We start from the raw sequence: 23,456 nt of genomic DNA, 5'->3' as shown, positions 1-23,456 counted from the left end.
GCGCCGGTCGACACCGTGGAGGGCGTACGGAAGAAACGTCCGAAAGGCAGTGCAATGGCAGCGCACGAGAAAGTGCAGCAGGTGCTCGACTGGGCGGTGGCCGAGGTCGGCATCCCCGGCATCGTCGCCGAGGTCCAAGACGAGGACCGGACCTGGTTCGGCACCGCCGGCGTGGCCGACCTCAAGACCGGCGCCCGGCGCCGGCCGGGGGAATACGTGCACACCGGCAGCAGCGGCAAGGCCTTCACCGCCGCCGTGATCCTGACCCTGGAGGCCGAGGGCCGGCTGAGCCTCGACGACCCGGTGAACACGTGGCTGCCGGGTGTGGTGAACGTCAACGGCTACGACGGCAACAAGATCACCATCAGGCACCTGCTCAGCAACACCAGCGGGCTGTTCGCGACCGGCCTGGCGCCGGAGGTGTCCCACCGCTACGCCACCCGCTCCGGATTCCTCCAGCATCGCTTCGACACCTTCACCACCGAGGAGCTGCTGAGGGTGGCGGTGTCCCAGCCGCCGGTCGGTGAGCCCGGCGAACGCTTCGAGTACGCCAACGGCGGCTTCCACCTCGCCGGGGCGATCATCGAGGAGGTCACCGGCAGCAGCTACGCCGAAGAGGTCGAGCGCAGGGTCATCCAGCCGCTCGGACTGACCCACACCCGTGTGCGCCCCGCCCAGGACACCGGATACCCCGATCCGCACCCGCGGGCGTACTCCAACCTGTTCTTCAAGGACGGCGCCGACCCGGCGACGGTCACCTCGGAGAACTGGGAATCACTGATCGAGGAGCCCGGCCTCCCGCCCCTGGATGTCACCGAGTTCAACTCCTCCCTGGCCTGGTCGGCCGGCAATGTCGTCTCCACCACCGGCGACATGATCCGCTTCGTCGACGCGATGGCCGGCGGCAGCCTGCTGCCGCCCGCCCAGCACCGGCAGATGTGGACCACGGTCTCCACCGAGGGTGGTTACTGGATGCCGCACGCCCGCTACGGCCTGGGCCTGTTCGAGTTCGACAAGCAGGCGACGGGCGGCCGGACGCTGCGCGGCGTCGGCGGCAGCCTCTGGGGATCCTGGTTCTTCGCGGTCGGCACCCCCGACGACCGGCACACCATCGCCGTCCACACCAACACCGAATGGAAGACCTGGGACCTCATGGTCAAGCTCATCCACGCGGAGTTCGGCATTTCCATCGGTGCATAAGCACACTGCCCGCCACCGGCTCGCGACGTCCGCCAGGGGCCGGCGCGAGCCGGTGGACGCCGGCGGCGGCCTGGCACGCGAGCCGGACCGTCCCCCTGCGCTTGTCCGCCCGTGCGGCACCGCACTACCGTGCCGGTGTGCATCTCTTCTCACGCTCGTGGACGGCGTTGCGCACGGCGGTCGCCGAACTCCCCGACGAGGACTTCGCGCAGCCGTCCGGCTGTGCCGGCTGGCTCGTGCGGGACCTGGTGTGCCATCTGGTCATCGACGCTCAGGACGTCCTGATCACCCTGGTGACCCCCGCCGCAACGGAACCGACCCGCGACGCGGTGACCTACTGGGAGGTCGCCGAAACGCCGCCGACCGGGGACGACCCGCTCGACGCGCTGATCGTCCGGCTGGCCGCCGCGTATGAGGAGCCTCGGCTGCTCAAGTTCCACCTCGACGACGTCGGCTCCGCCGCCGGCCGCGCCGCCGAACTCGCCGACCCGGGCCTGCGGGTCGCCACCCGCGATGAGGTCCTCACCGCGGGCGACTATCTCGCGGCGTACGTCCTGGAGTGGACGCTGCACCACCTCGACCTGGTCGCGCACCTGCCGGAGGTGTCGGGACCGCCCGCGGAGGGGCTCGCCCGGTCCCGCGAGATGCTGGAGAAGATCGCCGGGGCCGCGTTCCCCGCGGCGTTCTCCGACCAGGACGCGCTGCTGGTCGGCACCGGACGGCGTGCCCCGAGCGACGCGGAGAAGGCCGCACTGGGCGAGCTGGCCGCGAAACTCCCGCTCGTCCTCGGGTGATCGTCTGCCCGGACGGGATCTTCGGGCCTGGCCCCTCTTGCGGACCTGCCGCGCCCGCAGCCATGCTCGATTTCCCAGGACGAGCCGATCTCGGGAGGCGCGCGGTGCGCACCAACGATCCCGGCGTCTCCCGCCGGAGCGGGCCATGACGGTGACGGCGAGGCCTCCGGTCCGGCGTTCGGAGTCGGTCTCCGGGCGGGTGCGTACGCTGGCCGGGCTGTCCCTGCTCACGCTGGCACTGCTGCTGGCCGCGATCCTGGCCGGCGCGGCGAGTACGGGCTCCGGCCTGCGCACCATCGGGCATGACGCCGGGCCGCAGGTGCTCGCCACCACGGGCCTGTATCGGCAGATGTCGGAGATGGACGCCCTGGTGGCCGAGACCCTGCTGCTGGGCAGAGAGTACGGCCCGCAGCAGCAGGCCGACCTGACCAGCTATGACCAGCGGCGGCTGGAGATCTCCGAGAATCTGCTCAAGGCCTACCGGCTCGCCCTGGACGACCCCTCCGAGCAACGCACGGTCGAGTCGCTGATCGAGGGGCTGGGCCGCTACGAACGGCTGGCCACCCAGGCCCGGCTGCTGGACATGCAATCCGGGCACACCGCGGGACAGCCGCCCGACCATGTGGTCGAGGCCTATCAGAAGGCCACCGACCTCATGCACCGCGAACTACTCCCCCAGGCCTACAACCTGACCCTGGAAACCGGGACGATCGTCAGGCGCGCGCACGACGCCGAGCGCTCGGCCACCTCGCTGGCCCGCTCCGCCGTCATCGTCACCGGGCTGCTCGCGCTGGCCTGCCTGCTGGGCCTGCAGGCCTACCTGACCCGCAGGTTCCGCCGGGTCTTCGCGCCGGCTCTGGTGGTCGCCACCGTGCTCACCGCGGCCGGCCTGGTGACCGGCGCCGCCCTGCTCACCCGGCAGGGCCAGGCGCTGGAGGAGGCCAAGCGCCGCGGTTTCGACGCGGTGCTCACCCTGACCAGAGCACGGGCGATCAGCACGAGCATGCACGGAGACCAGAGCCGCTACCTGCTCGACCGCTTCCGCAAGGACACCTACGAACACACTTTCCTGGACAAGTCCCGGACGATCGCAGCCGTCGAGTCCACCAGCCTGCCGGACTACCAGAGCAAGCTGCAGGCGAACGTCCAGGGCCTGCTCGGCAGTCTGACGGGCCAGGACCGCCAACGGCTCTTCGCCGCCTACCAGAGGTTCCAGCAGGCCGACGCGCGGATGCGGACGATGCCGGCCGAGGCGGCGATCAAGTTCTGGGACGGCGAGCTCACCGAGGCCTACGAAAGCTACGACACGGTGCTGGAGGAGCTGGTGCGGCGGCACGAGTCCGACTTCGAGCGCGCCATCGACAGCGGCGACGGCGCCCTGGACACGCTGTGGCGGTCGATTCCCGGCGGGCTGGCCGCCGGCGCCCTGCTCATTCTGGCCGGCGTCTGGCCGCGACTCAGGGAGTACCGGTGAGAAAACTGCTGATCTGCCTGATTGTGCTGCTCACCGCCTGCGGCACCGCGCGGCCGGATTCCCTCGTGGACACCGACGAGGTGGTCGTCGCGATCCGCTCCGACGTTCCGCTGATCAGTTTCACAGGACAGAACGGCGCCTACGACGGCTTCAACATCGACGTGGCCAAAGATCTGCTGTCCCGGCTGGGCAAGCAGATCCACTGGCGGGAGATCAAGGCCGGCGACCAGCTCACCGTGCTCACCGACGGGCGTGCCGACCTGGTCTTCGCCCACATGTCGGTCACCCCGGAGCGAAAGAAGGTGATCGACTTCGCCGGGCCGTACCACGTCGACTTCCAGGACATCGCGGTACGGCCGGCCGACAGGGGCGTCATCCGCGACGTCCGCGACCTGAAGGGCCGCAAGATCTGCTGGGTGCGGGGCACGAACATCGCCCAGCGGATCATCGACGAGCGCCGGGTCGAGGCGATCGCCGTCGCGGCACCCGACTACAACGTCTGCCTAGAGATGATCAAGGATGGCAGGATCGACGCCATCTCCACCAACAGCCAGATCCTGGCGGGGCTGCTCACCAAGCCGGGCGTCGACCTGCACCTGGTGGGCGCGGCTTTCAACGAGCAACGCACGTCGATCGGCGTGCGCAAGGGCGACGTCGACGGCTGTGAGGAGCTCAACCGCGCCATCACCCAGATGTACCAGGACGGCACGGCGCACATGCTGCTGGACAAGTGGTTCGGCAAGTCAGGCATCGACCTGTCGGTGGTCTCGGTCCCGCAGTTCGAGGGCTGCTCCTAGGCGGGCGGCCGGGCGATCTCCGCGCTGAACCGGTCGACGAGCGCCTGCTTGGCCCGCCCGGCGACCTCCACATCGTAGGAGACCAGCTTGACCGCCGCCGGGTCGGCCGCCTTGGAATGCGCCGGCACCTTGGTGTTGGTGGGCAGGGCGTAGAACTGCACCAGCGGCCCCAGCTGCTGGGACGCCCCGCTCAGCGCCCAGTCGACGTACGTGCGTGCGCTGTGGGGGTTGTGGGCCCCGGCCAGCACGGCCAGGCCACCGAGCTCGTAGCCGGTGCCCTCCTGCGGGAAGGTCACCTGCAGGTTCGGATAGCCCTGCTCCTGGGCGGTGACGCAGTCGTGGGAGAACACGACGCCGACCGCGGCCTCCTGCTTGGCCGCCTGCAGGGCGGCTGCGCTGCCGGAAGAGGTGTATCGCAGCACGTTCGGGTGGAGGCTGCGCAGGTAGCCGAGCGCCGCGTCGTGATCGCCGCCGCCGAGCTGCACGTGCGTCCACAGCGTGGTGTAGGCGGTTCCGGAGGTGGCGGGATGGGCCAGGGCGACGCTGCCGCGCAGCCGCTCATCCAGCAGCTCCCGCCAGGAGCGGATCGGCTGCATGCCTCGCTTGGCCAGCTCCTTGGTGTTGTTGCAGAAGGCCAGCACGCCGGCGTAGATCCCGCTCCAGGCGTTCTCCCGATCAGCCCACTCCTTCCGGATTTCACCTGATTTTTCGGATTTGTACGGCTCGAGCAGCCCCAGACTCTTGGCGGCCACATAGGAGTCGGCAGGACCGCCATGCCAGACGTCGAACTCCTGCCGCGCCCTGGCCGCCTTGATCCGCTCCAGCGCCTCTCCACTCGACAGCCGGACGAAGTCGGCCTCCACACCGGTGGCATCGGAGAATCTCTTGACCATCATCGCGCACCATCGCTCGCTCGCGCCGCACGCCACCGTGATCTTGTCTCGTCTCGGCGTCGAACAGCCCGCGGCCATCAGGATCGCTACCAATGCGATGGCCAACGGCCTCATGGCCTCTCCCCGGGGTTCGCCCGACGTCCCGCCTCATGTGCCGATCCCATTCGACACTCGGTCACGAGCGTCACGCAACCGATCTCCGCGTGGAAGACCTCCGTAAAACTCCTGCGGCGTGAGCAGGCACGCGCGCCGCCCGCGTCCGCTGTCCACCGTCCCGTCCCACGCGAGCGACCGACCGCGCGCAGAGAGCGAAGGGGCAGCTTCATGGATGGACATGCCGAACGACATCGACCGCCCGGCCGCAGCCGCCGGCCGACCGAGCCGGCGCAGCGCTGGGAGGGGTGCGCCTGGCGGTCGGCGCGGACGAACTCCGGGCATCAGCCCTGGCTCTTACGCGGACCGCAGCGGCCACCATCCGCTGGTACGAGGCTGGCTGGTTCCGCCTCGACGTCGACGTTGATGACGCCGAAGAAGTCGATGTCGTCGCTGGAGCTGGGCGAGATCGGGTCCAGCGGAGGTACGGCGAGGAGCGCCCATCGATCACGTTGCTTCGCCATCTCGGAAATGGAGACGGAACCGCCCGGGGCCGGGCGGGTTTGGCGTGGGTGCCGTGGTAGTCCTCGCTGAACCGTTCGCCCTGCACCGGTCCCGGCTGCCCGGCGGCATGGCCGGTTTCCCCGATCATGGTGGAGGAGGTCCGTGGTCAACGGGAGCCCGGGGCGCGCCCGGCCCACCACGGAGGCTCATGGCGGCGGCATCGTCACAGGCCCGAAGCCCTTCACGGGGGCAGACCAAGTACGGGAGAAAGAAGGGACAGTGCCCCTTCTCTCCAGGAAAAGAGCTGGTCAGTGGGCACGGCGGGGCGACGCGAGTGGGTGGTGACGGCCGCGATGGCCTCGGCGCCGAGTTTGACGGAGCACATGGTGGTGCGCGGGTTCTTGTGCCGGGTCTTGCCCATGATGAGCTGGAGTGGGACCTCGGCCTCGCCGAGATGGGTGGCGGCGCTGCGCCCGAGCTGGTGGAGGTCGAGTCCGGCGTACTTGTCGAGCAGCACGCGGGCACGGTCGTAGCCGAGCCGGGCCCGGCCCGTGAGCGGGCAGTGAGCATCCGCCACAGGGTCTTCTCCCGTAGCGGGATGTCGCGGCGCGACAGGAGCCGGTGCAAGGTCGTCATGCCGCCGGCTGCCTGCGACGTTGCGGGCGGCGCGTCAGGTTCCGGGAGCGCGCGAGGCGGTGACCGGCGGTCTCGACGCGGCCGTGGTGCTGGGCCGCGGGGCTCCTTCGCCGCGCAGGGGAAGGACCACGGTCAGGTCGGCTGGCTCCATTCGGCCGGGATCGCGCTGCACCGGGGTCAGGGCCGGATCGTGGCCGCGAACGTGGTCGAGGTACTGGACGGCGACCTTGCCCTTGCCTGGCGGCAGGGGTGCGCTGCCGCTGACATGGACGACGGTGGCCCCCTGGTGTCCGGCGGCGGGCCGCTCGGCCCGCCCCCTGAACGTCAGACGGCGCCCTTGTGCTCAGAGCAGGGCCTCGGCGGTAATGGGCAGTTCGCGGACGCGGCGGCCGGTGGCGTGGAAGACCGCGTTGGCGATGGCGGGCGCCACGCCGATCTGCACGAGCTCTCCCAGGCCTTTGACGCCGATGGGATCGGCCTTGCGGTCGTCGCCGTCGAGGTAGATCGCCCGCAGGCTGGGGATGTCGGCGTTGACAGGGACGAGGTAGTCGGCGAGGTTGGCGTTGACGATGCGGCCGTCGCGGTGGTCGGTGACCGTGTGCTCCAGCAGGGCCTGGCCGATACCGCCGACCATGCCGCCCTGGGCTTGGCTGTCGGCGAGTTTGGGGTTGATGATGCGGCCCGCGTCGTAGACGCCGAGCATCCGCCGCACCCGCACCAGACCCAGTCGGGCGTCGACAGCGACTTCAGCGAACGTCGCGCTGTAGGCGTACAGGGAGAAGCGTTGCGGCCCGGTGGGCCGGGTGAAGGATCCGAGTGTTTGGAGATGGGTGCGTTTGTTGCGGGTCAGGAGTTGCTGGTAGGTCTCGCCGCGTGCGGGGTTGTCATTGACCTGCAGCCGGCCTGCGTGGACCACTATGGTGGCGGGGTCGACGCCGTGCAGCGGCGATTTCTCATCGGCGACGGCGAGTTCGATGGCCTGCCGACGCAGCTTGTCGCAGCCGTCCTGGACGGCCGATCCGACGCTGGCCATGGTCCAGGAGCCGCCGTGCGCCGGGGCCGGTGGCATGAGGGAGTCGCCGAGGCGGAAGGTCACGCTGCGCATGGTCAGGCCGAGGGCGTCGGCGGCCAGTTGGGTCTGGGAGGTGTAGGTGCCCGGGCCCATGTCGCTGGCCGCGGACTGGACCAGGGCGGTGCCGTCGGCGTTCAGCCTGACCGAGGCCTGGGCGTCGTTGCGGGCGGTGTTGTAGAGGCCGGCGGCCATGCCGGTGCCGATCAGCCAGTCGCCGTCGCGGGTGGCGCGCGGCTCGGGGTCGCGCCGGTTCCAGCCGAACTCACGGGCGCCGACGGCGTAGCATTCGCGCAGCTTGCGGGTGGAGAACGGCAGCCCGCTGGACTCGTCGGCGTCGGGTTCGTTGCGCAGCCGCAACTCGATCGGGTCGATGCCCAGTTCGTGGGCCAGTTCGTCCATCGCCGACTCGATGACGTAGGAGGCGGTGGTGTATCCGGGGCCGCGCATGTACAGCGGGGTGTTCACGTCCAGTGGCACCGTCCGGTGTGCCTGGCGGACGTTGGGCATGTTGTACAGCATCTGCCCGGGGGTGAGGACGGACTCCATGAACGTCTCGTAGCTCGACGTTTCGCCGCGCACGTCGTGAACCATCGCGCGCAGACGCCCGCGTCGGTCGCTGCCCAGGCGCACCGAGTACTCGTAGGCGGGCCTGAAGCCCGTCCCGAAGTACAACTGCCTGCGTGTCAGGGCGAGTTTGACCGGGCGCCTGGTCTCGCGAGCGGCCAGGGCCGCGATGATGACGTGCGGCCAGGTCCGCAGCGCGCTGCCGAACCCGCCGCCGACGAACGGCGAGATGACGCGCACCGACTCCACCGCCATGCCGAACACCGTGGCGAGTTCTGTCTGCGTGCCGAACACCCACTGGGTCTTGTCCCAGACGGTCAGCTTGTCTCCGTCCCAGCGGGCGATGGTGGCGTGCGGCTCCATCGGGTTGTGGTGGTTGCGGGCGGTCCGGTAGGTCATCTCCATGTGTACGGCGGCGCAGTCCAGCGCTTTGTCCGCGTCGCCGCGTGCGTAGGTCTCGGGCTCGCCGGCCGGCGCGTCGGTCATGTCGGTCGAGGGCTGCTGGGCGTCGTAGGTCACCGTCACCAGGCCGGCGGCGTGCTGGGCGGCCTCCAGTGTGGTGGCGACCACGACGGCGACCGGCTGCCCGCGGAAGCGCACCGTGTCGTCTTGGAAGACATGCAGCCGCTCGCCCGGCGGGTTGAGCGGGAGCGCGTTGCGCTGGTAGGGCAGCGTCGGAGCGTCGAGGTGGCTGATCACCTTCAGCACGCCGGGCTGGGCCAGCGCCGCACGGGTGTCGATGCCGGTCACGCGGCCCCGGCCGATGCTGCTGTCGACGACGACCGCGTGCACGGCTGCGTCGGCGGCGTGGTCGGCGGCGTACAGCGCCTTGCCGGTGACCTTCAGACGGCCGTCCACCCGGGAGAGCGGCGCCCCGACGGCTTCCTGCGGTTGCGGACTCACGGGGTCCCTCCTACGATGCGCAGCTGGCGTTCGACGGTGCGTTGGAGGAGCTCGATCTTGAAGCGGTTGTGCTCCAGGGGGCGGGCTTCGTGCGCAGCTTGTTGCGCGGCCTGTGTCCACAGCGCCGGCGAGGGGCGTTCGCCGATGAGGTGCCGCTCTACTTCGGGCAGCCTCCACGGCACGGTGCCCACACCTCCGGCGGCGACCTTCGCCTCGTGGATCACGCCGCCGCGGAGGTGCAGGGCGACGGCCGCGGAGGTGAGCGCGAACTCATAGGACTGCCGGTCGCGGACCTTGAGATAGCCCGACTTCAGCGGACGCGGATGGGCAGGGATCTCCACCGAAGTGATCAACTCGCCCTGCCGGAGGGCCTGTTCACGGTTCGGGGTGCTGCCCGGCCGCAGCAGAAAGTCCGCGAAGGCGACGCTGCGTGCCCCGTCCGGGCCTAGCAGGTGCACTCTGGCCTCCAGCGCCGCGAAGGCCACGGCGACGTCGGAGGGGTGCGTGGCCACGCACTGGTCGGAGGTGCCCAGGATCGCGTGGGTGCGGTTGAAGCCTTGCAACGCGGCGCACCCGGAGCCAGGCTCTCGCTTGTTGCACGCCGCGGTCACGTCGCGGAAGTACGTGCACCGGGTGCGCTGCATGATGTTGCCGCCGATGGTGGCCATGTTGCGCAACTGGGCGGACGCGCTCAGTTCCAGTGCCTGGGAGATGACCGGGTAGAGGGCGCGCACCTTGGGGTGGGCGGCGGCCTCGGCCATCCGCACCAGCGCGCCGATGCGCAGGCCCCCGCGCTCGGTGACGGTGACCTCGCGCAGCGGCAGCGCGCTGATGTCGACCAGCGTCTCGGGGCGTTCGACGGTTTCGCGCATCAGGTCGACCAGGGTGGTGCCGCCGGCGATGTACCGGCCGCCGCGCCGGCCGGCCGCGAGTGCGCCTTGGGTGTCGGAGACTTTGGTGAAGGAGAAGGGATACATGGGGCCCGGCCTCATCTCGCGTGGGCGGTCTGCTCGACCGCGCGCACGATATTCACATAGCAGCCGCAGCGGCAGATGTTGCCGCTCATCCACTCGCGGATCTCCTCGGCGGAGCCGGTGTGCCCTTCCTCGATGCAGCCGATGCCGGACATGATCTGCCCAGGCGTACAGAACCCGCACTGGAAGGCGTCGTGGTCGATGAACGCCTGCTGCAGCGGATGGAGATCATCGTCGGCCGTGGCCAAGCCCTCCACGGTCGTGATCTCGGCGTCCTGCAGTCGAACCGCCAGGGTGAGGCAGGCGTTGACGCGGTCGCCGTTGACCAGCACCGTGCAGGCACCACAGGCGCCCGCGTCACACCCCTTCTTGGTGCCGGTGAGGTCGAGCCGCTCACGCAGCAGGTCCAGCAGCGAGGTGCGATGGTCGACCTCGATGCTCTCGAGTACGCCGTTGACCTTCAGCGCGACTCTGCTGGCGGGCCCTGCGCGGGTGCAGCCGAGTCTGCCGGGCTCGCCGACCCGCACGCAAGAACACCCGCTGTCACGGTCCCGGTCGCCGCCATGAACGTTGTGTCGAGACAACGGCCCATCAAGGTGGCATGTGTCGTCAGTGGACATGTGGGTCTTCCTTCTTGGCATAGGCCGGCGCCCCGGATGCTGTTCGCTCGGTCGAGGCGTTCACGGCATTGGACGGCCGTGCTCGGTCAGGGATCTGCTCCGCGTTTGCGGCTTGGTACTCCGTCGGTAACGGCGGTGACCGTGCAGGTGCGGCCCGCGTGAGTGCACCTGTCCCCTGGGTGTGATGCAGCACGCTCGCCGGGTTCGTGGTCCGAGCAAACATGGTCAGCCGATGCCGGACGCTTCGTTGCGGGCTGGTGTGAACGTGTTGAGCATTGCTGCGAGCTCTGTGGGGTGGCTGAGGGCGGGGCAGTGGCCGCTCGCGATCTCGTCGGGGGTGATTCCGAGTCGCTCACGTACAAGTTGGCGCTGGAATGCTGCGGGGAAGAGCCGGTCCTCGGTGCAGAGGATGTATCGCGTTGGCGTGGTCGGATAGGTGTCGAGGGGCCAGGGCTCGTAGTAGGCGGAGTTGGAGGGCGGGGGCGGTTCCCTACTCGACACCTGGTCGGCCAGATGCTTGGGCACGTCGTGGAAGTAACCAACGTATGGGTCGGAGGAGCCGGTAAGGCCACCGTCTTTGGCGGCCTGGATTCGAACAGCCTCCGGGTGTCCGGTGTTGCTCCACCAGTCGGCCGGCGGTTCGCCGGGCCGGGGGATCATGGCGGTGACGTAGATGAGTCCGGCGGTGGGGAGACGTTCGGCGACCAGGGGCGCGGTGAACCCGCCGAACGAATGTGCAACAACGAAGAGCTCATCCTGTGTGTCGATGGTGTTGACGACGGTGTCGGCGTAGTCGTCTAAGGTCGCCGTATCGTCGCCGGTCCACAGTGTGGGGGCGACAGTGGTGTGTCCGAGGGATCGGAGTTCGGCTTCTACGAGGTGCCAATACCAGCCTCCGCCGGCGCCGGCGCCGTGGATGAGCGCGAATGTACTCATGGCTCGTTGCCTCTCTTGCTGCGGTGAGGGTGATAGACGCTATTCCCGGCCATGCATCACCTGTGGCGATGCCAGGTCGGCGACGCCGCCGGCTTGTGGCTCGCTGGACTGGGTCAGGTAGGGGTTGTTCAGTGCAGGGCGGAGGGCTCCGGACCTCGTCACGTCGCCTGCTATCAGGGACATGGGCTTCAGCCTTCTTCGGTGTGCTCGACGATTGCCGCGATGGCCAGGTCCCAGAGTTCTCGTGGCGGTTGTTGATGCCCGGCACCGGGAAGGGGGACCAGCTGCGCTCCGGGGATCTCGGCGGCGAGGGCTTGGCCATGCTCGAGGGGGAACATCGGGTCGGTGGTGCCGTGCAGGACCAGGGTGGGGGCGGTGATCTGGTCGAGCCGGGAGCCGGTCGGGGTGTCGTCGTCGAGGACGAGGTAGTTGGTCATCGAGGCGGCCATGTCCCGGGTTCGATCGACCTCCTGGGCGGCGAGCTGTCGGGTGAGCGGCTCGTCGAACCCGAGGCTTCCCGCGTACGGCCGTTCAGCCTCGACCCGATAGGTCACCACTGCGTCCCGGTCGGTCCAGTCGGGCTCGGGTCCGGGGTCAGTGAACGTGGCCATCACCTGTGGACTCGGCGGTGGGAGCTTACGATCGTGCTCGGCCGGGACGGCAGGGCTGGTTGAGGCCAGGCACAAGGTGATCACCCGTTCGGGGTGTTCGAGGGCGATGCGCTGGGCGATGGCGCCTCCCATCGACAGCCCGACCAGGTGTGCGCGGCTCACTCCCAGGGTGTCCAGGATTCGCAGCGGGTCGGTGGCCATATCGTGGCCGGTGTACGACGGTCGCCCGGGCGGTGAGCTGGTCGACTGGCCGGTGTCGCGGTGGTCGTAACGCACGACGTGGCGACCCGCCTCGGCGAGCCGGGTACAGAACTCCTCTTCCCACCAGATCATCGACTGTGCTCCGCCGGCGATCAACAACACGGTGGCATCGGCCGGGTCGCCGAACGCCTCGTAGCACAGGTCTATCCCGTCGATGGTGACTGTTTGCTTGGTCATGGTGCGTTCCTCTTGGTCGTGGCGGGTCGGGTGCTGGTGGGTTGGCCGCTGTCGGTGCGGTGAGCGGTGATGAGCCATGCGCGTGAGCCGAAGACGACCCCCGCCCCGCTGGTGTGGTGGGTCTGGAGGGTGTACCGCAGTCGTGCCCGGGCTTGGGCGGCATCGGGCGGATGGCCAGACCGTCAGGCAGCGGGTTCCTCCTGGAGGGCACGTACCTCGATCCTGCTTCGCAGCGCCCGCGAGACCTGCTTGGTCCATTCGATCGCGACGTCGTCGTTTTCGGCCTCGATGATCCAGAAGCCGCCGAGGTACTCCTCGGCCTCGACGAAGGGGCCTGGTGTGAGTACGGGGCTATCACCGGAGTAGTCCACCGTGGTCGCGTTCGACGGCGGGTGCAGGCCTCCAGCGGACACGAACGCGCCCGCCTCCCGAAGGGAGGTGTTGAACGCATCGACCGCGGCCATTATCTCCAGCAGCTCCGCGGGGTCCATGCCCTCCATCGTCGGCTCCTCGGCGGAGTCGTGGGGGAGGCTCAGAAAGTACTTCGTCATTGTCGTCTCCTCGTCGTGGGCGTTGCTCTCGATGGTTGTTTCTGACGAATTCGAGCGTTGCGGCCGACGACCGCTGTCCGAACGCTGGAAACGCTAGGCGGGGGCTCCCCAGCGACGCATCGGTCATCGTTACCGGTGTCCGGGAAACCGATGACTGGCGTCGGCCACTAGCTACGTGCCCCTGACGAAGTCCCCGGGGTAAGTGTTTCCGGCCTCGGCGTCAGACACATGGGCCCGCAACGCGGGGGCACGCTGAGCAAGACCCGCCGACAACACGAGCAGAGTCGATGCTTCCGCCCCCCTGCGCAGCTGGCGCGCGGGGCATCGAGGCCCGCAGCAGCCACCTCACACGGGGGTTCGGACTGCGCCGCACCCGCCTGCGCCATCACGCAGGCGCACGGACCTGGGTCGGACTCGGGATCTTCGCCGACAACCTCCAGCGGATGACGGCCATCAACGGGTGCCCACAGGAGCTGGGCCCCATGGGGCCATGTCTGACCCACTGCATCCACGCTCCCCGACATGCGCATCCGGTCGATCAGGGCTCGCCAACAGCGGGCTGGACGAGGTCAGTCAGCTCGGCGCGACCGGTGACGCCGAGTTTCGGATACGCCTTGTAGAGGTGGTGGCCGACGGTCCGTGGGCTGAGGAATAGCTGTGCGGCGATCTCCTTGTTCGTGTGACCGGTGGCGGCCAGCCGCACGACCTGCAGTTCCTGCGGGGTCAACAGGGTGAGCGGGCCGCTGCGCTGAGGCTCATCGCCCCGCTCGCCGAAGGCGGCCAGCTCGCCGCGCGCACGCTCGGCCCAGAGCCCCGCGCCGAGGCGCTCGAACGCGGAGACCGCCGCCGCGAGATGGGCGCGGGCCTCGGTACGGCGGCGCCGGCGGCGCAGCCACTCGCCGTAGACCAGCTGGGTACGGGCGCGCTCATAGGGGCCGCCGTGCCGCTCGTGGAGCCGCAGCGCATCGGCGTACAGCGCATCGGCGTCGCCGTCGTCGGCCAGCAAGGCCCGGCAGCGTCGTACGAGCCCGGTGGCGACCGGGCGATCGACGTACTCAGCCCAGTGGCGGAACGCTGCCAGTGGTCCATGGGCGCGATCCGGCATGCCGCTGCGCACGGCTGCTTCCACCAGATCCGGCACCGCCCGGACCAGGAGGTCGCGGCGTGCAGGTCCCCGGGACACTCGCTCGAGCCGGTCGAGTGCTTCCCCGAACCGCCGGGCGGAAAGGTCGAGCATGCCGAGACCCCAGGCCGCGATCTCGGCATTGACCCGGTGCCGGGCTCGGGCTCGCGGGAGCACCTCCTCGGCGAGAGCTCGACAGCGTGCCTCGTCACCCGACACGGCGTGTAACCACACTTCCACCGACCAGTGTGCCAGGCTCTCGGTCGTGTTCCCGAGTTCGTCGCTCACGGATGCGCCTTCCGCCACACACGCGCGGGCGTCCGCGAACTCGCCGCGGAACAGCCGCGCCACCGCGAGCACGTTCAGGGTGTACGGGACCCACCCCAACGCCCCCTTGGCCCGCACTTCGGCCAGCATGTCCTCGGTCCCGGCGATGACGCTGTCGTCGTCCGCGATCATGAGCCCGCCGAGCCCGGCCGTGATGCGATGAATCAGGTCGTTCCCGCCGCCGCGTGTGGCGGTGTGGAGATCGCGCATCGGGCCGACGGCCAGCTCCGGGCGTCCGGCGAAGAGCTCCGCCCACCCGAGAAGGGCGGCGACAACGGGTGCCCAGTGCTCCGGCGGGGTGAACTCGTGCATCAGATCCGCCGCACGCTGCAGGAGGTCGTGCGCCGCTCCGTGCCGGGAGGCGTGCGCAGCCTCGTAGAGTGTGAGCGCGGCGCGCTCCGGATCGGTGTCGCACACCAACGCGGCGGCTTCGATCGTCAGCTCCGCATCGGCCCGCGGCGAGGTGCGTTCGTACTCCACGGCGCCACGGGTATAGATGGCCGCGGCCCGGATGCCGGGGTCGGTGGTGAGCGAGAGCGCTTCGGCCGCCAGCCGGGCGGCGCGGTCGGCCTTGCCGGCATCGAACGCGGCCTGGCTGGCCCGAGCGATACGCCGGGCCTTCAGCTCCCGGTCGGCACTGAGTCGACCGGCGCGGTCGTAGGCAGCGGACATCGCCATCGCCCCGCCTCGGTGCCAGGCCCGCTCCGCCGCGCCTTCCAGTTCGGCGGCCACAGCCTCGTCGGGGGCGGTGGTGGCAGCAGCGAGGTGCCAGGCCCGACGGTCGGCATCGGCGTCCGCGCGCAGCGCCTCGGCGTACGCGCGATGTACCTCGATCCGCCGGTGCAGCGGCGCGTCCTGGTAGGCGGCTGCCCGTACCAAGGGGTGGCGGAACGTGATCCGGCTGTCGATCCAGACCAGCCGGTCCCGTTCGGCGGGAGCCAGGTCGCCAGCGGCGCCACCGAGGGATTCGATCACGTGCAGGAGCGTCGTCAGAGGCGCCGCCATGTCGGCCGCCGCCACCAGAAGCGCGCGTTGGGTGGGGCCGGGAAGCCCCACGATCTGGTGGCGGAATGCCTCCTGCACGCGGCGGGTCACCGGCAGCGGGCCGACCTGCTCGGCCGGGTCGGACTCGTCGACATCGTTTGCCGCGAGCCGCGACGACCCGAGTTCGATGATCGCCAGGGGATTGCCGCCGGACTCTGCGAGGACCCGGGTCCGCACCGGTTCGATGAGTTCCGGTGCGTGGTCGTCGAGCAGTCGGGCGGCATCGGGCGCGGCGAGGCCGGACAGATCCACGACCTCGACGCCTGCGATGTCGAACGGCACCGACGTCTCGCGCACCGCAAACAGCACCGCGATCGGATCGGCCACGAAGCGGCGGGCCGCGAACAACAGCGCCTCCACGGAACCCTGGTCGAACCATTGCAGGTCATCGACCACGCACAGCAGCGGGGCATTCTCGGCCAGATCGGCGAGCAACGACAGGGTTCCGGCGGAGATCAGGAACCGGTTGGCTTCGTCTCCCTCTGACAGGCCGAAGGCGCAACGCAGTGCCCTGGCCTGGGGAGCGGGGAGGGCGTCCAACCGATCCAAGTGAGGAAACAAGAGTTGGTGCAGGCCGCCGTACGCCAGCTCGGAGTCGGACTCGACCCCTGCTCCGCGGACCACGTGCATGCTGCCCTCGACTTCGGCGATCGACACAGCGTGGTCGAGAAGGACCGATTTCCCGATGCCCGCTGCGCCCCGCAGCGCCAGCGCGCCGCTGCGTTCGTCGGGCGCATTTGTCAGCAGGCGTTGAATCCGCGCTTGCTCGACCTCCCTGCCCACCAGTGACATGCGTTGCTCCTATGTCAAGCCGCTGCCGCGCGTGCGGTCGGCTGGATGGTTTTGTCGGGTTGGAGGGTGTTGTAGATGATGCGGGTGAGGCGCCGTCTCACGGGCGTAGTCCAGGACGATGGTCAGCTGCGTGCGCTCGTCCCAGATGGGAGGCGCATCGGTTCGTTGCGTCATCGCGAGGAGTTTCCCGCAGCTCGGAAGGGGTGTCGAGTGATTCATGAGCGGGACCCTGTCGAGTGCCGGCGGCACCTCGCCCTGGGGACGGCTGAACGCGGCGAGGACCTATCGCAGGCGGATCGCCTCGCCCGCGCGGCGGCAGACCCGGGTACACCGGGTTCCCGCCGGCGTCCAACCCCTCGACCAGGCGATCATCGGTGACCACGATGTCCCCTTCGCCCGGGGCGACCATGCTCCCCGCCACCAGCCCTGTCAGCCACGGCCGCGACGTCTCATCCGTGTCGTCGGCCGTATCAGGTCCGCAGCCCACTGTCCTTTTCTCCCGTCCTTGGCCTGCCCCCTTCACGACACGGCCTTGGCCTTGAGGCGAGTGGCTCCGTGGCATGTTCGCGGACAGAAGACCTTCCCCAGCTGCGGACACGGGATGTAACACGTGGGCGGACAGCGGTTCTCCCCGGCTCGGCTCAGGTCGATGGGGGGCGAGGGGATGGTGACTTAGCGGGGCGGGGGGTCTGTTCGATCAGAGTTTCGGTGGCTCGATCGAGGAGGTCGCAGAACTGCCTGTGCTCGGCTGGGGTGAACGTGTCGATGAAGGCTTTCTCGAGCGCGTTGACTTCTTGGTAGGCCCCGTTGAGGTGGTGCCGACCGGCGTCGGTGAGGGTGGCGATCATGACTTTGGCGTGCACGGGCGACGGCTTCCGGTCGATGAGGCCCTTGGCCTGCATGCCGGTGAGGACCGTGGCCATGCTCTGCTGGGTGACGCCGCAGGCGCGGGCCAGTTGAGCGCCGGACATGCCGTCATCGCGGGAGAGGGTCAGCAGCACCGTGTACTGGGTCATGGTCAGCCCATAGGTACGCAGGGCGGCTTCGTGATGGGCCATCAGGGCCTGTTCGGCGCGGCGGATCCTGGTGCACAGATATTCCTCGGCGGTCACGTCGGCCATGGCTGTCACAGCTTCCTCACTTGACTCAGTATCCTGAGACTCGCTAGCGTCTGAGTATCAGGATACTGAGTCAACGACGAAGGTTGTGAACTATGAAGGCTGTCGTGCTCGCCGCCGACGACCAGCTCCACGTGACCGAGATCGCCGAGCCCACCGCGGGGCACGGGGAGGTGGCGATCCGTGTCGCCTACGCGGGCGTTCAGTGGGGGGATGTGCTGATCCGCGACGGCCAATTCCCGGCTCCTCGCCCCTTCGTGCCCGGCTTCGAAGCATCCGGGCAGATCATCGCGGTCGGCGAGGGTGTCGATCCGGCACGCGTCGGTGAGCACGTCATCGCGCTGACCAGTTCAGGCGGCTTCGCGGAAGTCGTCGTCGTCTCCTCGGTGCTGGCGATCGCGGCACCCACCATGGACTCGCAGACCGCCGCCGCGTTCGGCTGGGTCACCTCCACCGCCTACGACCTGATCAACACCGTCGCGGGAGTCCAACCGGGCCAGAGCGTCCTGATCCACGCGGCAGCCGGCGGAGTCGGCACACTCGCGGGGCAGTTCGCCCGGGCTGTCGGCGCGGGGCGAGTCGTGGGCGTCGTGGGACATGCGGGGCAGGTCGACTACGCGCGGCAACGCGGTTATGACCAGGTGCTCAGCCGCGAGGAGTTCCCCCACGCACTGGACGGGGAGCACTTCGATGTGATCCTCGATCCCATCGGCGGCCAGACCCGGCTGGCCAACCTGGAACGCCTGGCACCACACGGCCGGATCGTGGTCTACGGCAACATCGCCACCTTCGAGCCGGTCTCGGTCTCGGCCAACGATCTGCTCATGCAGGGCACGTCGATGCTGACCTACAACAGCAACCTGCTCAGCCAGACCCATCCCGAGCGGCTCGCCGACAGTGCACGCCACGCGCTGGAACTGGTCGGGAACGGCAAGGTCGACATCGACATCACCGCCGAATACGAACTGGCCGACGTCGAGACCGCCATCGCCGACCTCGCCGGCGGAGCGACCCGCGGCAAGAGCATCATCCGGATCGGATGACGCCAGTCCGGATCTGACCGACAACCACCGCAAGGCCGACAACTACCGCAAGGCCGGCGACCTCGCCGGCTGCGACCACCACACGGTCCGGCGCTACGTCGCACTACGCCGGGCCGGGCGGACCCCACCGCCCCGGCCCGGAGAAGGAAGATGATCGATGAGTTCACACCCAAGATCGAACAACTCATCGAGGCATCCCACAGCCGCATCGGCGCCGACCACGTCCACCTTCCGGACGTGGTTAACGCTGGATTCCGTTCGGTCTCACAGCGCAACTTTGATCTACATTGTGTAACAGTAGGTATCGATTGGTAACGGTCATGTCGCCCTGATGACGCTGTGTCTGTTGGATCATACGTTGCGTGCATGCCTGTCGACTTCTCGAGCGACTCAGAAGCGGCGAAGTATGGCCGTTATGCCGGTCCGCCCTCCCGGGCCGAGATGGAGAAGATCTTTTTCTCGACAACGAGGACATGGCCCTCATAGGGGACATCGCGGCCGACATATCAGATGCGGCTTCGCTCTCCAGCTCGTGACCGTGCGCTACCTCGGACGTTTTCTGGCTGATCCGCTGGAGGTGCCGAACGAGGTCCTGGACGTCGTCGCCGCCCAGGTGGGGATCGAGGATCCGTCCTGCGTGAAGCGCTACACGAGCGGGACAAGACGCGGCTGGAACACAACTGGGAGATCGCCAAGGCGTTCGGGCTGAAGGACTTCGCCTCGGCCGAGGCCGAGCTGGCGGGCAAGGTACGGGCGCACGCGTGGAACACCGGCGACGGCCCGACCGCATTGTTCCAGTACGCGGTGCGCTGACTGCGCCAGAACGACGTGCTACTGCCGGGCATCAGCACGCTGACCCGGCCGGCGCGGTCGCGCAGGCCGGGGGCAAAGGAGCGGTATCACAGTGAGGGCACCCGCGAACACGATCAGGGAGTCCCTGTCGTTCCCCGTCAAATCTGCGTGTTGAACGTCTTGCGGTTGTCTCGCTCAAGCCGCCGTCGCGTGCCCGAAACGGGTCGGGCATCAGGGCCTGGTGGCGGTGTGGTCCCGGTGTTCGCGGATCTGGCCGTGGTGGTCGGCGACCCAGGTGATCAGGGACGTGACGATCTGGTGGAGGCTGCGGCCCAGGGGGGTGAGAGCGTACTCCACACGCGGCGGCACCTCCGCGTAGGCGGTCCGGGTCACCAGGCCGTCCTGCTGGAGCTGGCGCACGGTGAGGGTGAGCATCCGCTGAGAGATGCCGGGGACGTCGTGCTGCAGGTCGGTGTAGCGCAGCGGGCCGGCCTCAAGTGCGGCGATCACCAGCAGGCTCCACTTGTCCCCGACGCGGTCCAGTACCTGGCGGATGAAGTCCATCTGCTCGGCGGGGATGCCGGCGCACGGTCCTCGGTCTGCTGCGGCACCTGACCGGGCTGCGACGTCCATGGCGCACATTCCCTTCCGGCACGCACATCGATGTGCCTTTTGTACGGCCTTCCATACTGGTCCATCATGGCGCTACGCACAAAAAGTAGGAATTGGAGGTGAGCTGTGAGAGTCGAGATATGGTCCGAGATCGCCTGCCCCTGGTGCGGCCTGGGCAGCCACCGCCTGGACCGCGCCGTGGAGCGGTTCGAGCACGGTGAGGAGGTGGAAGTGATCCACCGCTCGTTCCCGCTGAGCGACGGTTTCCCCGCCGGCAGCACGATCAGCGTCCGCGAGGCCCTGCTGCGCAGGTACGGCCTGGCCGGCGCCCGCCTGGAGGCGTCGACCCGCCAGATCGAGGCGATGGCCGAGCAGGAGGGCCTGAGCCCCTACCGGGTGCTGGACAATCAGGTCGGCAACACCCGGCTCGCCCACGAGTTCCTCGCCCACGCCTCGGCGGAGGGCAAGAACCGCGTCGCGTGGAACGCGATCTTCCGGGCCTACTTCGGCCAGGCGCGGCCCGTCTTCGACCTCGACGACCTGCTCGGCCTGGCCGACGAGATCGGCCTGGAGCGCGAGAAGACCCGGCGCGTGCTCACCGAGGGCCGCTTCGGGCAGCAGGTCCAGGACGACATGGAGTCGGCGCAGCGTCTGGGGGCCACCGGCACGCCGTACATCGTGGTCGACGGCCGATACGCCCTTCCCGGAGCGCAGGACACCGACACCCTGCTCAGCATCATGCGCCAGGTCTGGGACGAGACCCACCCGACCGTGCTCGTCGCCGACAACGACGCGACGATCTGCGGCCCGGACGGCTGCACGGTTCCCGCCGACCACGCCTGATCGACACACCTGACCACACGCCTGCCGGGCATCCGATCTCCGCATGTCCCCGGCGGTCACAACACGAAAGAGATCTCACTGTGCCCACTCTCGCCATCGTCGGCGCCGGCCCCGGCATGGGCCTGGCCATCGCCCGCACCTTCGGCAGCCGCGGCTTCGACGTCGCCCTGATCGCCCGCACCAAGGAGAAGCTGGAAACGCTGGCCGGCCAGCTCGGCCAGGAAGGCATCACGGCCGCCGCGTTCCCCGCCGACATCCTCGACCGCGCCTCACTGACCGATGCCCTGGACGCGGCCAAGGCCCGCTTCGGCGGCATCGACGTACTGGAGTACTCCCCGGCCCCGCATTCCCCGGTGCCCGGCCTCACCCTGGCCGCTCCCTCGGAGGTCACGGTGGACAATCTGCAGCCGATGATCGAGTACGCCTTCTACGGCGCCATCACGGCGGCCCAGGCGGTGCTGCCCGCGATGCGCGAGGCGGACGCCGGGACCCTGCTGTTCACCACCGGCGGCGGTTCCGTGGACCCGGTGCCGATGTTCGGCAACGCCAACCCGGCCCAAGCAGCTCTGCGCAACTGGGTGATCAACCTGAACAAGGAACTGGCCGGCAGCGGCGTGCACGCCGCCCACGTGGCGATCAACGTCTGGATCGGCGGGGGCGGCCCGGACGGCAGCCCGACGGCCACGCCCGAGCAGATCGCCCCCCTGTACTGGGACCTGCACGAAAACCGCGACCGCTCCGAGGCCGTCTTCAACGCCTGACCGGCCGGCCCGCCCCCGCTCCCGGGGGGCATTCGCCCGCAGGCCGGCAGGAGAACAAAGAATGTGGGTTCTAAGAAGGCGTTTGATTTGAGTAGTTTGCGGCTTATGTTCTAGTAGGTGCCTCGCCAGGTTGGAGTATTCTCGTCCGTTATGCGCTTGGTCAGGTTGTTGATTGAAGCGATATGGATCATGGCTTGGGAACTGGCGGGCAGGGTTTCATAATCGCGGGTTAAACGGCGGTACAGCATGAGCCAGCCCAGGCTGCGTTCGACGATCCAGCGGCGTTTGACGACGTGGAATCCACGGGTCTCGGATTTTCTGGAGACGACTTCGACGTCGATGCCTAATCTGGCGCCGTGTTCGATTGCGGCGTTCTTGAAGCCGGTGTCGACCCAGGTTTTGGATATCGTCGGGTAGGCGCTTTTGGTTTGGTCGAGAAGTCCTTTGCCGATCAGGTTGTCGGACAGGCCTGCGGCGGCGACGGCCACGGCGAGGATGAGGCCGAGCGTGTCGGTGACGATGCCTCGCTTGCGGCCGACGATTTTCTTTGCGGCGTCGGTTCCTTGGCTGGTGAGGGGCACGTTGGTGGAGGTCTTCACGCTCTGGGTGTCCATGATGCACGCGGTCGGTTCGGCCGTGCGGCCTTCCTTGACGCGGGCCAGGCCGGTCAGCTCGTAGTTGAGTTGTGCGAAAATTCCTTCGTCGCGCCAGGCTGCGTAGTAGGCGTAGACGGTGTTGTACGAGGGGAAGTCGTGCGGTAGGTATTTCCAGGCGATTCCCGTGCGGTTGACATATAGGATCGCGTTGAAGACGTCCCGTAGTTCGACTGAGGCTGGTTGACCGGTGGGCCGGCGGTCGAGTCGGGCTTGCCGCCAGGCGGTTAAGGTGGGTTCGATTAAGGCCCAGCGGGCGTCGGATATGTCACTGGGGTACGGCTTCCGGTTGCTCATGGCGGAACTTTTACCAGAAACATGTGATCGGTAGTGGTCTTCGACTGGTAGGGAGTTTCTGCCACGTTTCTAGACTAGACGGAATTTGAGCGTCATTTGATAATCAAGCGAGTGCTCTCATCGGCGATGAGGACTACTCAAATCTACTCCTTTAGGGCGAAGAGCTCAAAAGTCTGCGACCGCAGAGCGGGCATATGCTAACCGGCCATACCTAAACGCCCACTAAGAGTGCGTTAAGCGAGCTAATGCCCCTTTCGTCGTTGCGGTTGGTTGGATGAGGTCTGCTGGTCGGTCAGCCGCCGTTCGGCCTACGGGCGCGGCTGGCGCGGACACTGGACCGCTCGTGAGCAGGTTCTCTGCGTATACCGCAACTGAGCTGGTCACGGTCGGCCCGGTGTCCGCGGCGGCGGGCTTCACGCCGTAGGGCTTTACACGGACACCTACTGTCGAAGGTCCTGTCGAAGGTCGGTCGTCGCGGGACCGGCTGGGACGGCGGGGGTTCGAGGCCATGTCCAGGCGGAGCGCAGGATGAAGGCCAGGAGCAGCACCTCGATTCCGATGGAGAGGCCGTAGAAGGGGGCCCAGTCCCAGGACTCCCCTACCGCGTTGAACACCGAGTAGGGGATGTAGAGCGATGCAACGACGAGGTTCGTTGCGCGGTTCACCCGGGCGGGCAGCATCATGGAGAGCATCACCATCAGGGCCGGGATCGCCACGGACGCGAGCATAACGGTCAACAACGTCGGGCTGATGTCGAACTCAAAGACGACGCCAGCCAGGATGTTGTCGACGGTGCCAGGCTTGTAAAGGTGGAAGTAGTCGACGTAGATGTAGAGGAACATGAAGCTGGTCCATGCGGCGGCGAGCTTGGCCTGCACGGGGACCGGCGGGTTGTCGAGCAGGTTCGGGGTTTTCGTCCGGATGGTCATCGGTTCTTCTTTCGAGAGGAGCGGTCCGTCCGCCGGAGTGGCGGCAGGTTGGGGCGTACATA

At 68.4% G+C, this 23,456-nt stretch carries 22 protein-coding genes; 8 read left to right on the top strand and 14 right to left on the bottom strand.

Annotated elements, in window-relative coordinates; translation table 11 throughout:
- Nucleotides 1–54: 54 nt before the first annotated feature.
- The 4 genes from OHA25_RS36435 to OHA25_RS36420 all read left to right on the top strand — a co-directional run bounded on the left by OHA25_RS36435 (nucleotide 55) and on the right by OHA25_RS36420 (nucleotide 4,265).
- On the top strand, nucleotides 55–1,200 hold the full coding sequence (locus OHA25_RS36435) for a serine hydrolase domain-containing protein (protein ID WP_327581453.1): 1,146 nt from the start codon (nucleotides 55–57) through the stop codon (nucleotides 1,198–1,200).
- Nucleotides 1,201–1,337: 137 nt separating this feature from the next.
- A complete protein-coding gene (locus tag OHA25_RS36430) occupies nucleotides 1,338–1,994 on the top strand; it encodes a maleylpyruvate isomerase N-terminal domain-containing protein (protein WP_327581452.1) in 657 nt (218 codons plus the stop codon).
- A gap of 145 nt (nucleotides 1,995–2,139) precedes the next feature.
- Nucleotides 2,140–3,468 (top strand): hypothetical protein, encoded by a 1,329-nt coding sequence (locus tag OHA25_RS36425; RefSeq protein ID WP_327581451.1) that lies wholly within the window; start codon nucleotides 2,140–2,142, stop codon nucleotides 3,466–3,468.
- On the top strand, nucleotides 3,465–4,265 hold the full coding sequence (locus OHA25_RS36420) for a substrate-binding periplasmic protein (protein ID WP_327581450.1): 801 nt from the start codon (nucleotides 3,465–3,467) through the stop codon (nucleotides 4,263–4,265). The genes OHA25_RS36425 and OHA25_RS36420 overlap by 4 nt, the downstream gene beginning before the upstream one ends.
- Here OHA25_RS36420 and OHA25_RS36415 read toward each other — a convergent pair.
- From OHA25_RS36415 to OHA25_RS36365, 11 genes are all read right to left on the bottom strand, one after another.
- Nucleotides 4,262–5,272, bottom strand: a complete 1,011-nt coding sequence (locus tag OHA25_RS36415; RefSeq protein WP_327581449.1) for an ABC transporter substrate-binding protein — start codon at nucleotides 5,270–5,272, stop codon at nucleotides 4,262–4,264. The genes OHA25_RS36420 and OHA25_RS36415 overlap by 4 nt on opposite strands.
- A gap of 323 nt (nucleotides 5,273–5,595) precedes the next feature.
- Nucleotides 5,596–5,775, bottom strand: coding sequence for a hypothetical protein (locus OHA25_RS36410; RefSeq protein ID WP_327581448.1), 180 nt, complete (start codon nucleotides 5,773–5,775; stop codon nucleotides 5,596–5,598).
- 221 nt (nucleotides 5,776–5,996) lie between these two features.
- Nucleotides 5,997–6,332, bottom strand: a complete 336-nt coding sequence (locus OHA25_RS36405; RefSeq protein WP_327581447.1) for a hypothetical protein — start codon at nucleotides 6,330–6,332, stop codon at nucleotides 5,997–5,999.
- A 402-nt stretch (nucleotides 6,333–6,734) separates the two neighbouring features.
- Nucleotides 6,735–8,930: a xanthine dehydrogenase family protein molybdopterin-binding subunit gene (locus OHA25_RS36400; protein ID WP_327581446.1), complete on the bottom strand. Its 2,196-nt coding sequence runs from the start codon at nucleotides 8,928–8,930 to the stop codon at nucleotides 6,735–6,737.
- Complete coding sequence (locus OHA25_RS36395; RefSeq protein ID WP_327581445.1) at nucleotides 8,927–9,907, bottom strand: FAD binding domain-containing protein; 981 nt, start codon at nucleotides 9,905–9,907, stop codon at nucleotides 8,927–8,929. Before OHA25_RS36395 ends, OHA25_RS36400 begins: the two co-directional genes overlap by 4 nt.
- An 11-nt stretch (nucleotides 9,908–9,918) precedes the next feature.
- Nucleotides 9,919–10,431, bottom strand: a complete 513-nt coding sequence (locus tag OHA25_RS36390) for a (2Fe-2S)-binding protein (RefSeq protein ID WP_327581444.1) — start codon at nucleotides 10,429–10,431, stop codon at nucleotides 9,919–9,921.
- A gap of 318 nt (nucleotides 10,432–10,749) precedes the next feature.
- A complete protein-coding gene (locus tag OHA25_RS36385; protein ID WP_327581443.1) occupies nucleotides 10,750–11,460 on the bottom strand; it encodes an alpha/beta hydrolase in 711 nt (236 codons plus the stop codon).
- A gap of 188 nt (nucleotides 11,461–11,648) precedes the next feature.
- The gene (locus OHA25_RS36380) at nucleotides 11,649–12,509 is read right to left on the bottom strand and encodes an alpha/beta fold hydrolase (protein ID WP_327581442.1); all 861 of its coding nucleotides are present in this window, start codon (nucleotides 12,507–12,509) and stop codon (nucleotides 11,649–11,651) included.
- A gap of 182 nt (nucleotides 12,510–12,691) precedes the next feature.
- Nucleotides 12,692–13,060 (bottom strand): YciI family protein, encoded by a 369-nt coding sequence (locus OHA25_RS36375; RefSeq protein ID WP_327581441.1) that lies wholly within the window; start codon nucleotides 13,058–13,060, stop codon nucleotides 12,692–12,694.
- A 538-nt stretch (nucleotides 13,061–13,598) separates the two neighbouring features.
- Entirely contained in the window at nucleotides 13,599–16,346 is a 2,748-nt protein-coding gene (locus OHA25_RS36370; protein ID WP_327581440.1) for a helix-turn-helix transcriptional regulator, read from the bottom strand.
- 641 nt (nucleotides 16,347–16,987) lie between these two features.
- On the bottom strand, nucleotides 16,988–17,467 hold the full coding sequence (locus tag OHA25_RS36365) for a MarR family winged helix-turn-helix transcriptional regulator (RefSeq protein WP_327581439.1): 480 nt from the start codon (nucleotides 17,465–17,467) through the stop codon (nucleotides 16,988–16,990).
- A 92-nt stretch (nucleotides 17,468–17,559) separates the two neighbouring features.
- On the opposite strand from OHA25_RS36365, the gene OHA25_RS36360 reads away from it, so the two are divergent.
- Together OHA25_RS36360 and OHA25_RS61555 are read left to right on the top strand one after the other, a co-directional pair.
- Nucleotides 17,560–18,507 (top strand): quinone oxidoreductase family protein, encoded by a 948-nt coding sequence (locus tag OHA25_RS36360; protein ID WP_327581438.1) that lies wholly within the window; start codon nucleotides 17,560–17,562, stop codon nucleotides 18,505–18,507.
- 331 nt (nucleotides 18,508–18,838) lie between these two features.
- Nucleotides 18,839–19,216: a DUF4158 domain-containing protein gene (locus OHA25_RS61555; protein ID WP_442941933.1), complete on the top strand. Its 378-nt coding sequence runs from the start codon at nucleotides 18,839–18,841 to the stop codon at nucleotides 19,214–19,216.
- A gap of 314 nt (nucleotides 19,217–19,530) precedes the next feature.
- On the opposite strand, the gene OHA25_RS36355 is transcribed toward OHA25_RS61555, so the two are convergent.
- Nucleotides 19,531–19,932, bottom strand: a complete 402-nt coding sequence (locus OHA25_RS36355) for a winged helix-turn-helix transcriptional regulator (protein ID WP_327581437.1) — start codon at nucleotides 19,930–19,932, stop codon at nucleotides 19,531–19,533.
- Nucleotides 19,933–20,037: 105 nt separating this feature from the next.
- Here OHA25_RS36355 and OHA25_RS36350 point away from each other — a divergent pair, with 105 nt between their 5' ends.
- Entirely contained in the window at nucleotides 20,038–20,754 is a 717-nt protein-coding gene (locus tag OHA25_RS36350; protein ID WP_327581436.1) for a DsbA family oxidoreductase, read from the top strand.
- An 80-nt stretch (nucleotides 20,755–20,834) separates the two neighbouring features.
- Complete coding sequence (locus OHA25_RS36345) at nucleotides 20,835–21,515, top strand: SDR family NAD(P)-dependent oxidoreductase (RefSeq protein WP_327581435.1); 681 nt, start codon at nucleotides 20,835–20,837, stop codon at nucleotides 21,513–21,515.
- Between the two features lie 110 nt (nucleotides 21,516–21,625).
- Here the strand turns inward: OHA25_RS36345 and OHA25_RS36340 are convergent, their stop codons facing one another.
- Entirely contained in the window at nucleotides 21,626–22,465 is an 840-nt protein-coding gene (locus OHA25_RS36340) for an IS5 family transposase (RefSeq protein ID WP_327581434.1), read from the bottom strand.
- A 440-nt stretch (nucleotides 22,466–22,905) separates the two neighbouring features.
- The gene (locus OHA25_RS36335; RefSeq protein ID WP_327581433.1) at nucleotides 22,906–23,394 is read right to left on the bottom strand and encodes a DUF6326 family protein; all 489 of its coding nucleotides are present in this window, start codon (nucleotides 23,392–23,394) and stop codon (nucleotides 22,906–22,908) included.
- Nucleotides 23,395–23,456 lie beyond the last annotated feature (62 nt).

This window comes from Nonomuraea sp. NBC_00507 (genome assembly GCF_036013525.1).
Classification (GTDB): Bacteria; Actinomycetota; Actinomycetes; order Streptosporangiales; family Streptosporangiaceae; genus Nonomuraea.
The sequence above is the reverse complement of the archived record's forward strand: the minus strand, read 5'-3'. Positions and strand labels throughout refer to the sequence as shown.

Excerpts from the sequence above, each read along its gene's own strand:
- OHA25_RS36435 (WP_327581453.1), top strand. The coding sequence starts at position 55 with ATGGCAGCGCACGAGAAAGTGCAGCAGGTGCTCGACTGGGCGGTGGCC.
- OHA25_RS36425 (WP_327581451.1), top strand. The coding sequence starts at position 2,140 with ATGACGGTGACGGCGAGGCCTCCGGTCCGGCGTTCGGAGTCGGTCTCC.
- OHA25_RS36415 (WP_327581449.1), bottom strand. The coding sequence starts at position 5,272 with ATGAGGCCGTTGGCCATCGCATTGGTAGCGATCCTGATGGCCGCGGGC.
- OHA25_RS36410 (WP_327581448.1), bottom strand. The coding sequence starts at position 5,775 with ATGGCGAAGCAACGTGATCGATGGGCGCTCCTCGCCGTACCTCCGCTG.
- OHA25_RS36395 (WP_327581445.1), bottom strand. The coding sequence starts at position 9,907 with ATGTATCCCTTCTCCTTCACCAAAGTCTCCGACACCCAAGGCGCACTC.
- OHA25_RS36385 (WP_327581443.1), bottom strand. The coding sequence starts at position 11,460 with ATGAGTACATTCGCGCTCATCCACGGCGCCGGCGCCGGCGGAGGCTGG.
- OHA25_RS36380 (WP_327581442.1), bottom strand. The coding sequence starts at position 12,509 with ATGACCAAGCAAACAGTCACCATCGACGGGATAGACCTGTGCTACGAG.
- OHA25_RS36375 (WP_327581441.1), bottom strand. The coding sequence starts at position 13,060 with ATGACGAAGTACTTTCTGAGCCTCCCCCACGACTCCGCCGAGGAGCCG.
- OHA25_RS36370 (WP_327581440.1), bottom strand. The coding sequence starts at position 16,346 with ATGTCACTGGTGGGCAGGGAGGTCGAGCAAGCGCGGATTCAACGCCTG.
- OHA25_RS36365 (WP_327581439.1), bottom strand. The coding sequence starts at position 17,467 with ATGGCCGACGTGACCGCCGAGGAATATCTGTGCACCAGGATCCGCCGC.
- OHA25_RS36360 (WP_327581438.1), top strand. The coding sequence starts at position 17,560 with ATGAAGGCTGTCGTGCTCGCCGCCGACGACCAGCTCCACGTGACCGAG.
- OHA25_RS61555 (WP_442941933.1), top strand. The coding sequence starts at position 18,839 with ATGACGCTGTGTCTGTTGGATCATACGTTGCGTGCATGCCTGTCGACT.
- OHA25_RS36355 (WP_327581437.1), bottom strand. The coding sequence starts at position 19,932 with ATGGACGTCGCAGCCCGGTCAGGTGCCGCAGCAGACCGAGGACCGTGC.
- OHA25_RS36340 (WP_327581434.1), bottom strand. The coding sequence starts at position 22,465 with ATGAGCAACCGGAAGCCGTACCCCAGTGACATATCCGACGCCCGCTGG.
- OHA25_RS36335 (WP_327581433.1), bottom strand. The coding sequence starts at position 23,394 with ATGACCATCCGGACGAAAACCCCGAACCTGCTCGACAACCCGCCGGTC.